Annotated in this window: 9 protein-coding genes; all 9 read right to left on the minus strand. The window is 68.0% G+C overall.

Going from position 1 to position 14,612, the window contains the following annotated elements:
• Positions 1-188: 188 nt before the first annotated feature.
• On the minus strand, positions 189-1,661 hold the full coding sequence (locus V5F84_RS08880; protein WP_394044290.1) for a D-alanyl-D-alanine carboxypeptidase family protein: 1,473 nt from the start codon (positions 1,659-1,661) through the stop codon (positions 189-191).
• Positions 1,662-1,859: 198 nt separating this feature from the next.
• Complete coding sequence (locus V5F84_RS08885; RefSeq protein ID WP_394044291.1) at positions 1,860-3,644, minus strand: glucan ABC transporter ATP-binding protein/ permease; 1,785 nt, start codon at positions 3,642-3,644, stop codon at positions 1,860-1,862.
• Between the two features lie 132 nt (positions 3,645-3,776).
• Positions 3,777-6,200, minus strand: coding sequence for a DNA topoisomerase (ATP-hydrolyzing) subunit B (gyrB, locus tag V5F84_RS08890; RefSeq protein WP_394044292.1), 2,424 nt, complete (start codon positions 6,198-6,200; stop codon positions 3,777-3,779).
• A gap of 327 nt (positions 6,201-6,527) precedes the next feature.
• Positions 6,528-7,175 (minus strand): arsenical resistance protein ArsH, encoded by a 648-nt coding sequence (arsH, locus tag V5F84_RS08895; protein ID WP_509277203.1) that lies wholly within the window; start codon positions 7,173-7,175, stop codon positions 6,528-6,530.
• An 823-nt stretch (positions 7,176-7,998) separates the two neighbouring features.
• Positions 7,999-8,652: a L,D-transpeptidase gene (locus V5F84_RS08900; protein ID WP_394044294.1), complete on the minus strand. Its 654-nt coding sequence runs from the start codon at positions 8,650-8,652 to the stop codon at positions 7,999-8,001.
• Between the two features lie 136 nt (positions 8,653-8,788).
• Complete coding sequence (recF, locus tag V5F84_RS08905; protein WP_394044295.1) at positions 8,789-9,979, minus strand: DNA replication/repair protein RecF; 1,191 nt, start codon at positions 9,977-9,979, stop codon at positions 8,789-8,791.
• A gap of 189 nt (positions 9,980-10,168) precedes the next feature.
• Positions 10,169-11,293 carry a DNA polymerase III subunit beta gene (gene dnaN, locus V5F84_RS08910; RefSeq protein WP_394044296.1) on the minus strand — a complete coding sequence of 375 codons (1,125 nt, stop codon included), beginning with the start codon at positions 11,291-11,293 and terminating at the stop codon, positions 10,169-10,171.
• A gap of 301 nt (positions 11,294-11,594) precedes the next feature.
• Positions 11,595-13,016, minus strand: a complete 1,422-nt coding sequence (dnaA, locus tag V5F84_RS08915; protein WP_394044322.1) for a chromosomal replication initiator protein DnaA — start codon at positions 13,014-13,016, stop codon at positions 11,595-11,597.
• A gap of 1,225 nt (positions 13,017-14,241) precedes the next feature.
• On the minus strand, positions 14,242-14,508 hold the full coding sequence (gene rpsT / locus V5F84_RS08920; protein ID WP_394044297.1) for a 30S ribosomal protein S20: 267 nt from the start codon (positions 14,506-14,508) through the stop codon (positions 14,242-14,244).
• Positions 14,509-14,612 lie beyond the last annotated feature (104 nt).

Raw genomic sequence — 14,612 nt, forward strand, 5'->3', positions numbered from 1 at the left:
GGTGCGGGGCTGGCGTGGCGCCGCTTGCGATTGCGCGCAGCGCGTCCGCGGCAATCCGGCAAGGAACCGGTCGGGCCGGTCGTGGCCCGATGGGGTTCTGGCGGGCGCAGGCGAACGAGCGCCCTGTCGCGCCTGCGTCTGCGCCTGCATCTGCGCCCGGACGTTCGGCCTGGAACCGTGGCGAAGGCTCAGGCGCCCGGCTTGGCGGGTGCGGCCGGGGGCGGGCCGAAGGTGAGCGGGTCGCCGGCGCCGTCCGCGGGGGCGGGCTTGGCCGGCTTCGGCTTCGGCTTGGCCGCCGGATCGGCGGTGGCGGATGCGCCGGCCGGTGCGGGCTTCTTGGCGGGCGCCGGGGCGCCGGTGGTGGTGCTCGCTTCCTTGGCTTGGGGCGCGGCCTGGGGCTTGGGCTTCGCGGCCGGCTTTGAAGCGTCCGCATCGCCCTTTGCCGCATCGCTTTTGGCGGCGGCATTCCTCGGCTTGGCGGCGGGTGCCTGCGGGTCCGCATTGGCGGTGGCGGCGGGCTTCTTCTTCGGCGCGGGCTTTTCGTCAGGTGCCATGGCCGCGTCGGGCGAGATGGGCGCGTTGCGCGGGCCGACGAAGACCGGGATCGGCGGCATGGAGGGCGGCAGGTTCTGCAGCAATGCCGCGCCCTCGCCCTTGCTGAACCCGGCCGCGACCGCCGCCGACACGGCATAGGAATTCGCGCCCTCGCCCTGGCCGGCGAACAGGTTGTCGTCCTCGTTCTCCGCTGCCGCCACGGCGCGCTTGCGGCCGCAGATCTGGGGCGACATGTCGGTGGGCGCGCCGCCCGTGTCGGCCAGCGTGTCGAGGGTGGGGGAGGAGGCGCCGAAGATCGACCAGGAGGGCTGGAAGCCCTTTTCGAACAGGAGCGCCGCCTGCTCGGTGCGCACCACGGCGGAGGGGGCGCCGAGGATCACCGCGATCAGCCGCTTGTTGCCGCGCGTGGCGGTGGCCACCAGATTGAAGCCCGAGGCGCAGATGAAGCCGGTCTTCATGCCGTCGGCGCCGGGATAGCGGTCGATCAGGCGATTGTAATTGCGCAGCACCCGCTTGCCGATCTTGATGGCCGGGATGCGGAACAGCATTTCATGTTCCGGGAAATGATAGATCAGCGCCCGCGCCAGCACCGCGAGGTCGCGCGCGGTGGTGAACTGGTCGCTATTGGGCAGGCCGTTGGGATTTTCGAAATGGGTGCCGGCCATGCCGAGGCGGGCGGCGGTGTCGTTCATCTCGGCGACGAAGGACGGCACGCTGCCGCCGACCCCTTCGGCGATCACCACCGCCATGTCATTGGCCGACTTGACCAGAAGCATCTTCAGCGCATTGTCGAGCGTCACCTGCGTGCCCGCGGCAAATCCCATCTTGGTGGGCTGCATGGAGGCCGCATAGGGCGAAACCGTCATCAGCGTATCGGGGGTGATGCGCCCCTCGCGCATGGCGTTCAGCGCCACATACACTGTCATCAGCTTGGTGACGGAGGCGGGATACCAGGGCTTGCCGGCTTCCTGCTGTTCCAGAACCTTGCCCGTGTCCGCTTCCACCAGAAGGATCGGGGTGGCGTGGCCTGCGGTCGCGAGCGCGCCGAGGGCGGCGATCGCGAAGGTCAGGCGGCGCAGCGCGCCGCGCGCGGACAGACAGGACAAGCCCGGCAAAGTTGGCTCCGTAGCTGGAAAGACCCCCGTGGCCTTGCTTTCCTTAGCTCTTTTCGGGCCATCCGGAAAGACGAAAGCGGTGCACGCGACCCTGCCATGCAAGCGTCAGCTTGAACGCAGGGCGCCCGCGGCTGCTTGAATCGCGTTTCTCCGCGGCGCGCGTGGCGCGGCGCTGCGGTGCGGCGGCGCTCACGTTTCCGCGAGCGGACGCTCCACATGCGTGCCGTCGTCCAGGAATTGCGCGCGCGCCAGCTCTGCGAACCGCCCGCCGAGCCGCATCAATTGCTCGAAACTCCCCGCCTCGATCACGCGCCCGTCGTCGAACACCAGGATGCGGTCGGCATTGCGCACCGTGGCGAGCCGATGGGCGATGACGAAGGTGGTGCGCCCTTTCATCACCTCGTCCAGAGCCGCCTGCACCTTGGCTTCGGTGGTGGCGTCGAGGGCGCTGGTGGCTTCGTCGAGGATCAGGATCGGCGGATCCTTCAGCAGGGCGCGGGCGATGGAGAGGCGCTGGCGCTCGCCGCCGGACAGTGCGCGCCCGCGCTCGCCCACCAGGGCGCGCAGGCCCTCGGGGTTGCGCTCCACCAGCTCCAGCGCCTGGGCGCGGGACAAGGCGAGGCGCATTTCCTCGCTCGTCGCATCGGGCTTGCCGACGCGCAGATTGTCCTCGATGGAGCGGTTGAACAGCATCGCTTCCTGGAACACCACGCCGATCTGCCGTCGCAGCGAGGAGAGCGTGATGTCCCGAATGTCGGTGCCATCCACGCGCACACGGCCGGACTGCGGATCGAACACCCGGTGCAGCATGGCAAGGGCGGTCGATTTTCCGGCGCCCGTCGTGCCCACCAGCGCGATGGTCTCGCCCGGCGCCGCGTGCAGGCTCACATCGCGCAGCGCCGCCCGCTTGCCGTCATAGGAGAAGGACACGTCCTCGAAGCGCACGTCGCCCTTCACCGCCGCGAGATCCAGCGCGCCGGGCCGGTCCCGCACGGCGCCGACCGTGTCGAGCACCTCGAAGAACTGGCCGAGCCCCGGCGCGCTCATCACCAGGTGGTTCACGAAGCTCACGGTGTGGTCGAGCCGGCCGATCAGCATGGTGGCGAAGCCCACATAGGTGACGATGTCGCCGATCGCCGCCAGGCCTTGCAGATGCAGCCAGGTGCCGATCAGCAGGATGGCGAGGATGGTCAAGGTGGTGGCGGCCTTGGTGGCCATGGAGACCACCGCCCACCACGACAGAACCGGAATCTGCGCCGCGAGGAGCTGGCTCGCGGTGGCGCGCAGGCCGCTCACCTCGGCCTCGATGCGGGTGTAGCTCTGGATCACCGCCACATTGCCCAGAGCGTCGGTGGCGTGCTCGGCGAGGCTGGAATTGTGCTCCTCCACCTCCTGCTGCATCGCCTGGGTGCGGTTCAGCACATAGGCCGTGACGATGCCGAACACCACGATCAGCACGATCAGCACCAGGCCGAGCCGCCAATTGATGTAGATGCCCACGGGCAGCAGCACGAGCAGCGAGACGATCGCCGCGCAATCCTCGCGGAAGAAGGAAAGCCAGGTGCTCCAGAGCGAATCCGTGCCCTGGAGCATCACCTTCAGCAACCGGCCGGAATGGGTCTCGCCATGGAAGGAGAGGGGCAGTTGAAGCACGTGCTCGAAGTATTCGGTCAGCACCCCGAGCCGCCGGCGATGGGCGAGGCGGTCGGCATGCAGCGAGATCAGCACGCCGGCGACGATGTTGAACAGGCCGAAGGCAACCCAGGCCGCGAGCAGCGGGGTCAGGATGGTGACGAGCGAGGGGCCGCCGTCGCGCTGCGCACCGGCCAGCGCCTCGATGATGCGGCCGAACAGGATCGGCTCGGCGAACTGGGCCATGGCGAGGGCGACATTGCCCAGCGCCAGCGCCAGCCCCACCTTCGCCAGCGGCCCCAGCATGCCGAGGGCCCGCGCATAGATGCGTAGCAATTGCATGGGCCGATCCTCCCCGATCGCGGTGCAGCAAAGCGGAGACAGAGCGCGCCCGCAAGGCGGCGAAACCGCGCCTTGGGGCTTATTTCACCGCGCGAGGGCCCGCAAGGCGGCGCAAAGCCCCGCCGCGGAGGCTCACACGTCGACGCTCGCCTTCAGCGCATTCTCCTGGATGAATTCGCGGCGCGGCTCCACCACGTCGCCCATCAGGCGATTGAAGAGATCGCCGGCGGCATCGACCTCCTTCACCTTCACCTGGAGCAGGGAGCGGGCGTTGATGTCGAGCGTGGTTTCCCAGAGCTGACCGGGGTTCATCTCGCCGAGGCCTTTGTAGCGCTGGAGCGAGAGGCCCTTGCGGCCGGCGTCGGTGACCGCGTCGAACAGGTCCACGGCGCCCAGAAGCACGGTCTCGTCGCTCTTGCGCTTGAGCCGCGCTTCGCCGGCGAACACCCCGTCGAGGGCGGCGGCCAGCGTATCGAGACGGCGGGCATCGGGCGAAACCAGGAAGGTGGCGTCGAGGAAATTGGTTTCCAGCACGCCGCGCACGGTGCGCGAGAAGCGGAACCCGGTTTCGTCGGCGACGCCGGTCCAGCCGCGCTCGGTCTCCTCGGCCAGCATGTTGAGGCGGCGCGTGACTTCGGTCATTTCCGCCTGGGCGTCGCGTTCGCGCAGCAGATGCGGCTTCAGCGCGCCGGCAAGCGCCGCCTGTTCCACGATCGCCTTGTTGTAGCGCGGGTGCAGCGCGTTCAGCGCGCCGCGCAATTGGCGCGAGGTCTCCACCACGGCGGCAAGATCGGCCCCGGCGCGCACCTCCCCCGAGGCGAGATGGAGCGCGGCGTCGTCAAGGCCGACATTGATGAGGTAATCCTCAAGCCCGCGCTCGTCCTTGATGTAGGTCTCGGACTTGCCGCGCGCCACTTTGTAGAGCGGCGGCTGGGCGATGTAGAGATGCCCGTTCTCCAGGATTTCCGGCATCTGCCGGAAGAAGAAGGTGAGTAGGAGCGTGCGAATGTGGGAGCCGTCCACGTCCGCGTCGGTCATGATGATGATCTTGTGGTAGCGCAGCTTGGCGATGTCGAAGTCATCGCGGCCGATGCCGGTGCCGAGCGCGGTGATCAGCGTGCCGATCTGCTCGGAGGACAGCATCTTGTCGAAGCGCGCGCGCTCCACATTGAGGATCTTGCCGCGCAGGGGCAGCACGGCCTGGAAGGCGCGGTCGCGGCCCTGCTTGGCGGAGCCGCCGGCCGAGTCACCCTCGACGATGAAGATTTCCGACTTGGCGGGATCGCGTTCCTGGCAGTCGGCAAGCTTGCCGGGCAGGGAGGCGATGTCGAGCGGGTTCTTGCGGCGCGTGAGTTCGCGCGCGCGGCGGGCGGCTTCGCGCGCGGCGGCGGCTTCCGCCACCTTGCCGACCACCGCCTTGGCCTCGGCCGGATTTTCCTCGAGCCAGGAATTCAGCGCCTCGCCCACCAGCGCCTCGACCACCGGGCGCACTTCGGAGGAGACCAGCTTGTCCTTGGTCTGGGACGAGAATTTCGGGTCCGGCACCTTCACGGAGAGCACGGCGGTCAGGCCCTCGCGGCAATCCTCGCCGGAGAGCGTGACCTTCTCCTTCTTGGTGATGCCGGAGCTTTCCGCATAGCCCATCACCTGGCGCGTCAGAGCGGCGGCAAAACCGGTGAAATGGGTGCCGCGATCGCGCTGCGGGATGTTGTTCGTGAAGCACAGGATGGTTTCGTGGTAGCTGTCGTTCCAGGAGAGCGCCGCTTCCACCTGGATGCCGTCGCGCTCCGAGCGGATCACGATGGGCTTGGCGATCACCGCCGTCTTGGAGCGGTCGAGATAGCGCACGAAGGCCTCCACGCCGCCTTCATACATCAGGTCCTCGATCCGCACGTCCGGGGTGCGGGCGTCGGTGAGGCGGATGCGCACGCCGGAATTCAGGAATGCCAGCTCGCGCAGGCGGTGTTCCAGGGTGGCGAAATCGAAGGCGATGTGGGTGAAGGTTTCCGGGCTGGGCGTGAACGTCACCATGGTGCCGCGCTTGCCGGGCGGGGCATCGCCCACCACCACCAGCGGGGCTTCCGCATCGCCATGGCGGAAGCGGATGAAATGCTCCTTGCCATTGCGCCAGATGGTGAGGTCCAGCACCGTGGACAGGGCGTTCACCACCGAGACGCCGACGCCGTGCAGGCCGCCGGAGACCTTGTAGGAATTCTGGTTGAACTTACCGCCGGCATGCAGCTGGGTCATGATGACCTCGGCCGCCGAGACGCCCTCCTCGGGATGCAGGTCGGTGGGAATGCCGCGCCCGTCGTCGGTCACGGTCACCGAGCCGTCGGCATTCAGCGTGACGGTGACTTCATTGGCATAGCCGGCCAGCGCCTCGTCGATGGCGTTGTCCACAACCTCATAGACCATGTGATGCAGGCCGGAGCCGTCATCGGTGTCGCCGATATACATGCCGGGCCGTTTGCGCACGGCATCGAGGCCCTTCAGCACCTGGATGGATTGTGCCCCGTAATCGTCGGGGGATGCCGCGGGCGCGGGTTCGGCCATGATGTGTCTCGAATCGTTGGAACGCTTAGATATCTTTTACCGCAAAGCCGCGGTTATTTGGTGGCAAGTGCCCGTCTCGTGCCCGTCTCGTGGCCCCTGCGACCGCGTGCCGAGGCCCGCGCCGCCAGCGCACGCACCGCCCGGTCGAAAACACGCGCGGCGGGACATGCGAAAACAGCGGCAAAACGGGCAAGGCGCGCCAACATCCATCACGCACGTGTGCGCTCGCGCGCGACCGACGTCAAGCCGGCACGACGTCGCCGCCCCCGCGCGGCCATCGGCATCGGCGAGAGACCGGCGCGCCGCCAGGGGGGCCGCGCGCAAGGGTCAGCGGCCGGCCGGGCGCTTTTCCGTCCCCGCGTCCTTGCGGGCGCTGTAGTGGTCGGCGAGGCAGGCGGAGGCGCCGCGGGTCAGGAGGGTGAATTTCATCAGTTCCTCCATCAGGTCCACCACCTGATCGTAGCAGGCCGACGGCTTCATCCGCCCCTCCTCCTCGAACGCGTTATAGGCTTCGGCGATCGCGCATTGGCTGGGGATGGCGATCATCCCCATGCGCTGGGCGAGAATGCGCATCTGATCGACGGCATTGAGGGTTTGCGACCCGCCGGAGATCTGCATCAGCGCCAGCGTCTTTCCCTGTGTGAGGCCGGGCGCGCCGGCGGGCAGGGGCAGCCAGTCGATCTGCGCCTTGAGGATCGCGGTCATGGCGCCGTTGCTCTCCGGGCTGCACCACACCTGGCCTTCCGACCAGCCGGACAGGGTACGCAGTTCCGCGACCCGGGGATGGTCCGCCGCAGCATCGTCGGGCAAAGGCAGGCCCAGCGGATCGAAGATGCGCACCTCCGCGCCGAATGCCTCCAGCACCATGGCCGCTTCCTGCGTGAGGAGACGGCTATAGGCGCGGGGGCCGGCCGAGCCGTGCAGCAGCAGGATGCGGGGCGGATGGGACGCGGGCGGGGCGAACAGCGCCGGCATGTCGGGCCTGCGAAACGCCTCGACGGAGAGCGGGCCGGGAACGATACGATCAATCAAGCCGGGGCCGGCAGTGGTGGACATGAGCAGGCCTCCTGCGTCTGCAAGTCCGCAGCGTCCCTGTGGGTTCCGCGAATGTCCTGGCATGGGCGAATCCACTGGCGTTCGACGCGACGCGGGGCGGTGATCTCGTGTGCAGCGCACAACCCGGACGTTCCGCGCACGGAGGGACAAGGTATATGCGAAGATCCGGAGGGTGGGATGGGCAGGATTGGCGGACGGCGCGACGCGGGTGAATCAACGGGTGGCATCAATGTAAGGGCCATTCGGCCAATTTTGAACATCGAACTCTTCGCGATGATCTCAAAAAGAACGAAGAGCGACCCGCAGCCGGGACCGCTTTGCCCGCCGCCGAAGCGCAGCGGGCCCGCAACCGGCCGGCGCCACGGGGCCGTCGGGATCGTGCAGGAGGGATCAGGATCGGCCCGAGGGGATCGCACCCGTGCCCCGCGCAATGGCGCGCACCGCGGATAGATCGGCGCCGGAGAGGGGAAGCCGGAGAGGGGAAAGGGGAGAAGAGAGGGCGCGTCGGGTGCGCGATGACCGGCTCCGCGCGGCCTTCCGCAGCGCGTGTGCCGCCGCGCGCCGCTCCCGCAGATGGAACGGCTCCGGTCCATCGCTCGGATGGCTTTTGCGGGCGGAGCGTCGGTCCCTGGCCGTCAGGGCGCGCGAAAGCGCCTGCACCGGCTTGAACTTCGAGACCCGAGGCAGGGCGCGGCGGATGCGTCCGCCCTGCGCCAGCGGTCCTTAAGCGGTCTGGCGGAACTCAGCGCTGGACATAGACCCGCGTGCCCAGCGGAACGCGCTGGTACAGATCGATGATATCCTGGTTCAGCAGGCGAATGCAGCCGCTCGACACCTGCTTGCCGATGCTGTCCGGCTCGATCGTGCCGTGCAGGCGGAACATGGTGTCGCGGTCGCCGTCATAGAGATAGAGCGCGCGCGGGCCGAGCGGGTTGGTCTCGCCGCCCGGCAGGCCGGCGGCATAGGGGCCGTACCGTTCCGGCTGGCGCGCGATCATGTTCGCGGTCGGCGTCCAGTGCGGCCATTTCTCCTTGCGCTTGATGGTCGCCCAGCCGCTGTAGCTGTAGCCCTGCTTGCCCACGCCCACGCCGTAGCGGATCGCCTTGCCGTCCTTCTCGACCAAATAGAGAAACTTGTTCTCGATATCGACGACGATGGTGCCGGGCGGATATTTGGTGGGATAGTCGACGATCTGGCGCAGATAGATCGGGTCGATCTCCGACACGTCCACCGCATCCACCTCGAACGGCTCGCCGGTCACCGGGCCGTAGATCGAAAGCGCCGCCGTGGAGGGGGCACCGCTGTTGTCGGTGACGCAAGCCGCCAGGAACAGCGGTGTGCCGAGAACGAAGAGCCGCCGGCTCAAAACGGCGGTGGGAAGGCTTTCGCTGGGCATGGGTCCCCGAAGCAGCTGCGAATCATGTCCACTTGGGTAGCATGCGCGGATTCGCGACGGGTGGCGAACGCGCCACACAGGGGGAAAAAGCACGGCCGGCCGGGGAAAATCCCGTCCCGCGACGGCGTGCGGCGGGTCACTCTTCCGCTACGACAGAGCCGGGGCTCACGGTGAAGCGCCGGGCGCCCTCCAGCCCCGCGAACACGCTCGGATCGGCCCCCGTCATCCACACCTGCGCGCCGAGCCGGGCCAGCGCGGCGAACAGGCCAAGCCGCCGTTCGGCGTCCAGATAGGCCGCCACATCGTCCAGAAGCACAATGGGCGCAAGGCCTTGCATGGCGGCGACGAGACGCGCGTGGGACAAGGCGAGGCCGATCAGCAGGGACTTCTGCTCCCCGGTGGAGCAGCGCGCCGCCGGCAGGGCCTTTTCCGCATGCGCCACAGTGAGGTCGCACAGATGCGGCCCCTCCAGCGTGCGGCCGGCGGCCCGGTCGCGGGGGCGGCTGTCACGCAAAAGTGCGCGGTAGCTGTCTTCCACCTGCAGGGCCGGCGCGTCGGCGAGCATGCGCTCCACGCTCCCGTCGAGGGCGATCGCGGCGAGCGGAAAGGGCGAGGCGGCGTCGCGGTCCGCCGCGATCTCGGCGCCCAGGCGCCCGACCGTCTCCAGCCGCGCGGCGGCGACGGCGACAGCGAGTTCGGCGACCTCGCGCTCCACCGCGTCGAGGAAGCGCGCGCTGCCGCTTTCCTCCAGCAGGCGGTTGCGCGCCCGCAAGGCGCGCTCCAGCGCGTTCACCCGCGTGCCGTGCGCGCCGTCCACGGCCAGGACCAGCCGGTCGAGAAACCGGCGCCGCTCGGAGGGCGGGCCGATGAACAGGCCGTCCATGTCCGGGGTGAGCCAGACCACCTTCAGATGGTCGAGGAACGCCGTGGCGGAAGCGACGCTTTCCCGTTCGATCCGACAGCGCCGTGCGCCGCTGCCCGCGCCGGGGTGCGCGTCCATGCCGGTCCCGAGATGGGCCGGGCCACAGATCCCCTCGATTTCCGCCGCGACCGCCCAGGAGCCGTCGCCGGGATGCTGCGCCACCGTGTCGAGCGCCGCCCGCCGCAGGCCGCGCCCCGGCGACAGCAGGGAGATCGCCTCCAGCAGATTGGTCTTGCCCGCACCATTGGGCCCGGTGAGGACGATGGGGCCGTGATCCACGCTGAGCTGGGCGGAGCCGTAGGAGCGGAAGCGGGTGAGGCTGAGCTTGCGGACCTGGGCGCGCGGTCCCGTCCGTGCGGGGGCGGGTGCGGCGGCGCCGGACGCGGCATCAGGCGCGCGGGTCATGCGATCTCAAGTCGGTTAAGGAATGGCGAGCGGAGCCCCCAAGATGGGCCTCGCCGCGCCCGACGCAAGGGGCGCCTGGGCAGAAGGCGCGCCTGCGCGGAAGGGGCGCCTGGGTAGAAGGGGCGCCTGCGCGGAAGCGGAACTTGCGCGGAAGGGGCGCGCGTGCGGCGCACCCCGCTCCGCCCGGGATCACACCCGCATGGGCATGAGCACGTAGAGCGCATCCGTCTTGGTGCTGTCGCGCACCAGCGTGGGCGAGCCGGAATCGGCGAGCTTCAATTCCGCCGTGTCGCCTTCGAGCTGGGCCGTGATGTCCAGCAGATAGCGGCTGTTGAAGCCGATATCGAGCGGCTCGGCGGCATAGTCCACTTCCAGCTCCTCGGTGGCGCTGCCGGAATCCGGATTGGTCACGGAAAGCACGAGCTTGCCGTCGTTGAGCGAGAGCTTCACCGCGCGGCCGCGCTCGCTCGATACGGTGGACACGCGGTCCACGGCGGCGGCGAAATCGGCCTTATCCACCAGCAGCACCTTGTCGTTGCCGGCGGGGATGACGCGGTTGTAGTCCGGGAACGTGCCGTCGATCAGCTTGGAGGTCAGGACGATGGCCCCCACCGCCACGCGGATCTTGGTGGTGGAGAGCGAGACGGTGACTTCCGCGTCCTTGTCCTCCAGCAGCTTCTGCACCTCGGCCACGGTCTTGCGGGGCACGATGATGCCCGGCATGCCGGCGGCGCCCTCCGGCGCTTCCAGCTCGGCCTGGGCGAGGCGGTGCCCGTCGGTCGCGACGGCGCGCAAGGTTGCCTTGCCGGCGCCCTTGCCCTCGGCCACGTGCAGGAAGATGCCGTTCAGATAATAGCGCGTCTCCTCGGTGGAGATGGCGAACTGGGTCTTGTCCACCAGACGGCGGAACTCGGCGCCCTTCAGCTTGAAGGCATGGGTGAATTCACCGGCGGCGAGATCGGGAAAATCTTCCTGCGGCAGGGTTTGCAGGGTGAAGCGGGCGCGGCCGGCACGCACCGCGAGGGTGCCGCGATCGCCGCTGGATTCCAGCAGCACCTGCGCGCCCTCCGGCAGCTTGCGCACGATGTCGTAGACGACATGGGCCGGCACCGTGGTGGCCCCTTCCTGGTCCACCTGGGCCGGGACGGTTTCAACCACCTCCAGATCGAGGTCGGTGGCCTTCAGCTCCAGCCCCGACGCGCCGGTGCGGATGAGCACATTGGCCAGGATCGGAATCGTGTTGCGGCGTTCGACGACGCGATGGACGTGGCTGAGCGATTTGAGAAGCTCGGCGCGTTCGACGGTGACCTTCATTGGCCCGGACCCGTAACTCTCGTGCGGGGAAACTAAGCACGCCCTGGCTGGCGCCAGTGCGGCCCGCGACCGGATCGTTCACAACGAACCCGTGGGCCGCAGACATTGCCGCCCGCGCTGCACCAAAGCAAGGGCATCTGGCCGCTTTTTCCCCGTTGCCGACGTGGAAGGCGGGCAATTCCCGCCTGGCGCGCACCGCGCGTGGCCCTCAAGGCCTCGCTTCGGGTGCACGGAATGGATTTTTCGCACCCGATCGGGCGCGGGGCGCGAGGGGCAGGGGGAAACCCTTGCCCGGCGGTCCTCACTCGTTGACGAGCTTCTTCAGCGCCTCGATCTCCTCGGCGAGGGCGCGATCGGTGGCGATCAGGCCGTCGATCTTGCGCACCGCGTGCAGAACCGTGGTGTGATCGCGCCCGCCGAAGCGGCGGCCGATTTCCGGCAGCGAGCGCAGGGTCAGCGTCTTGGCCAGATACATGGCGATCTGGCGCGGCTTGACCACATTGGCGGTGCGCCGCTGGGACAGAAGATCGGCCCGCGAGACATTATAGTGCTTGGCCACGACGCGCAGAATCTCATCCACCCGCACGCGCTTGGGATCGCATGGGCGCACGAGGTCGCGCACCGCGTTTTCGGCCATTTCCATGGTCACGGGCTCGCCCGTGAGCTTGTTGAAGGCGAGCAGCTTGTTGAGCGCGCCGTCCAGGTCGCGCCCGCTCTGGCCCACGGTGCGAGCGAGCAGCTCGAGCACATTGGCGGGCACGGAGAAGCCGCGATGCTGCTCGGCGAGGGCCGAGGAGCGGGTCTTGAGGATCTGGAGGCGCAGTTCCTCCTCCAGCTGGCCGAGCTCCACCACGAGGCCGCCGGCAAGGCGCGAGCGGACCCGGTCGTCGAGCGCGTCCAGCTCCGACGGCGGCCGGTCGGCGGCGACCACCACCTGCCGCCCGGCATCCATCAGGGCGTTGAGCGTATGGCAGAATTCCTGCTGCATATTCTTGCCGGTGAGGAATTGCAGGTCGTCGATCACCAGGGTGTCGATGGACCGCAGCGCATCCTTGAAGGCGATGGCGGCATGGGTCTTCAGCGCGGCGACGAAGCCGTACATGAAGCGCTCGGCGGTGAGATAGACCACGCGCCGTCCGCGGCTCGCGCCGGCCCAGGCCACCGCCTGGAGAAGGTGGGTCTTGCCGAGGCCCACGGCGGCATGGAGATAGAGCGGGTTGAAGATCGGGCCGGCGCCGGGCACGGCCTCCGCCACCTGGCGGGCGGCGGCATGGGCAAGCGTGTTGGACTTGCCCAGCACGAAGGTCTCGAACGTCAGGCGGGCATCGAGCGGCGAGCCCGCGCCCACGTCGGCCGGCATGGCGGTGGCGGCGACAGCCTGGGGGCGCGGCTCGGCGGCGCGCTCGACCACGACTTCGCGATGCTCATTGGCGGCCTTCAGCGGAATGGCGCGGGCGACGGCGGAGCGCACGGAGAGCTCCACCTTGCGGGCGGTGCCGCTTTCCTCCTGCCACAGCTCGGCGAGGCGCTCGACATAATGGTCCTGAATCCAGGCCTTCAGAAAGCGCGTGGGCACCGAGAGATGCACGCGGTCCGCGACCCGGTCCAGCTCGATGCGGGCGAACCAGCTGGTATAGGATTCCTCGCCGATCTCCTCGCGCAGGCGCTGGCGAACCCGGTCCCATTGCTGCGCGCAGAAATCCGCTGCCGAGGGCGCGGTCATAGTGGGGCGAAACTGCGCGACATCCACGGTTTCCGGTTTCAACATGAGGGTCTTTCCCGCCCGGGGCGGGTCCCTGGTTGCGACGCGGAGAGCGTTCGCGCCGGCGACGGCGCGTCTCCAAGTCCAAGTGAATGAGTAAGGTGAAGGTGAAGCGACGAAAGAGGGCTAGGCCCGAGGTTTCGTCACGAGGGCGCCCGGCGGGCGGGGTCCTCGACGGCGCGATCACGGAGCCGCTCATCCCGGTCGCGGCCGACGGTCCCGAAGGCCTGTTCGCGACGAAAATGAAGTGCGTCTTCGCTAGGTCTAGCGCCTGAGAGAGAAGTCATAGCCGCCCCATTCGCCGTCGAACAAAACGTTCTCCGGTTCTCCAATAAATAGAATAGTTTTTTGTTTATTTCTCTGTCCCAGATCAATCAAAGGATCAAAGACAGACTATCCCAAAAACCGGAACAATACGCAGGTGAAATGTACACGCAGCGCGGGAGGGGAGGTGAGACGCTAACGCACATAATACACCCTCCCTCCATCCACGAAGAGTCGTGAAACCGCTGCTCTATTGATGATTTCCTCGGGATGTCCCTCAGAGGTGAGATTGAACATACACAGCGTGTGGGGAGGGTGCAACGGCTTTCCCGGTCGCACTTCAATCCGGTGGAAATCGGGTGACAAACACATTTCTCCCGATGCTTTAGTTCAGCCGGCAAACCTCTGACTCGACTGCGAGATTCGCAATCCTTAACGGTTCGGGAGGCGGTCCTAGGATTCAAATCAAGAAGTATTTTTATACCTCTGGATGAGGCTCCCGCAGAGGTACTTCTCGGCTTGGCCCGTAACCCGTTAAGTCTCATAAGTTTTTCCTGATCGGTCGGGACCCTCGGCCAAACCCCACCCGGAAGGGCGTCGGCTTGACCTCGCTCCGGTTAGCGGCTAGGCGCCGCCCGGGGCAAGAATCGAGGGCCTTTTCGCGGGAAAATCGCCGGCGAGCCTTCGTCGGCTAAAGCGGGCGCCAGGTCCGGTGCCAAGTCCGGCGCGGGGCCCCGGTGCGGGGTCCGCACGCCCGCCGTTCGGCGCGGGAGGGCGCGCGGCGCACGGGGGAACCCGGTCCGCCCGCCGTGCGTCTGCGCCTTCGCGGCGCGGCTTCAAAATAAAAAAGCCCGGCAATGCCGGGCCATTCTATTGCTAAGCTTAGCCGCGGCGCGACGGGCACCGCGATCTTCAGCTCAGATCACGCGCTCAGCTTGCTGACGCGGGCCGCGAGGCGGGAAACCTTGCGGGAGGCGGTGTTCTTGTGAAGAACACCCTTGGTCACCGCCCGCATGATCTCGGGCTCGGCAGCCTTGAAAGCCGCGCTGGCGGCCGTTGCATCGCCCGTCGCGAGGGCGTCTTCCAGCTTGCGCAGAAAGGTGCGGACGCGCGAGCGGCGGTTCCGGTTAACCTCAGTGCGACGCTCGATCTTCCGCGCCGCCTTTTTGGCGGAGGGCGTATTGGCCATCGGCCGTCCTCTATCACGTTATCGCACGCAAACCGTGGCCAATGCGGCCCATTTGCGCTGCGTCTGAATGGCTGAACACGCCGGCAACCTCGGTCGCCAGCGAA

Source organism: Roseixanthobacter liquoris, from assembly GCF_043195135.2.
GTDB lineage: Bacteria > Pseudomonadota > Alphaproteobacteria > Rhizobiales > Xanthobacteraceae > NCEH01.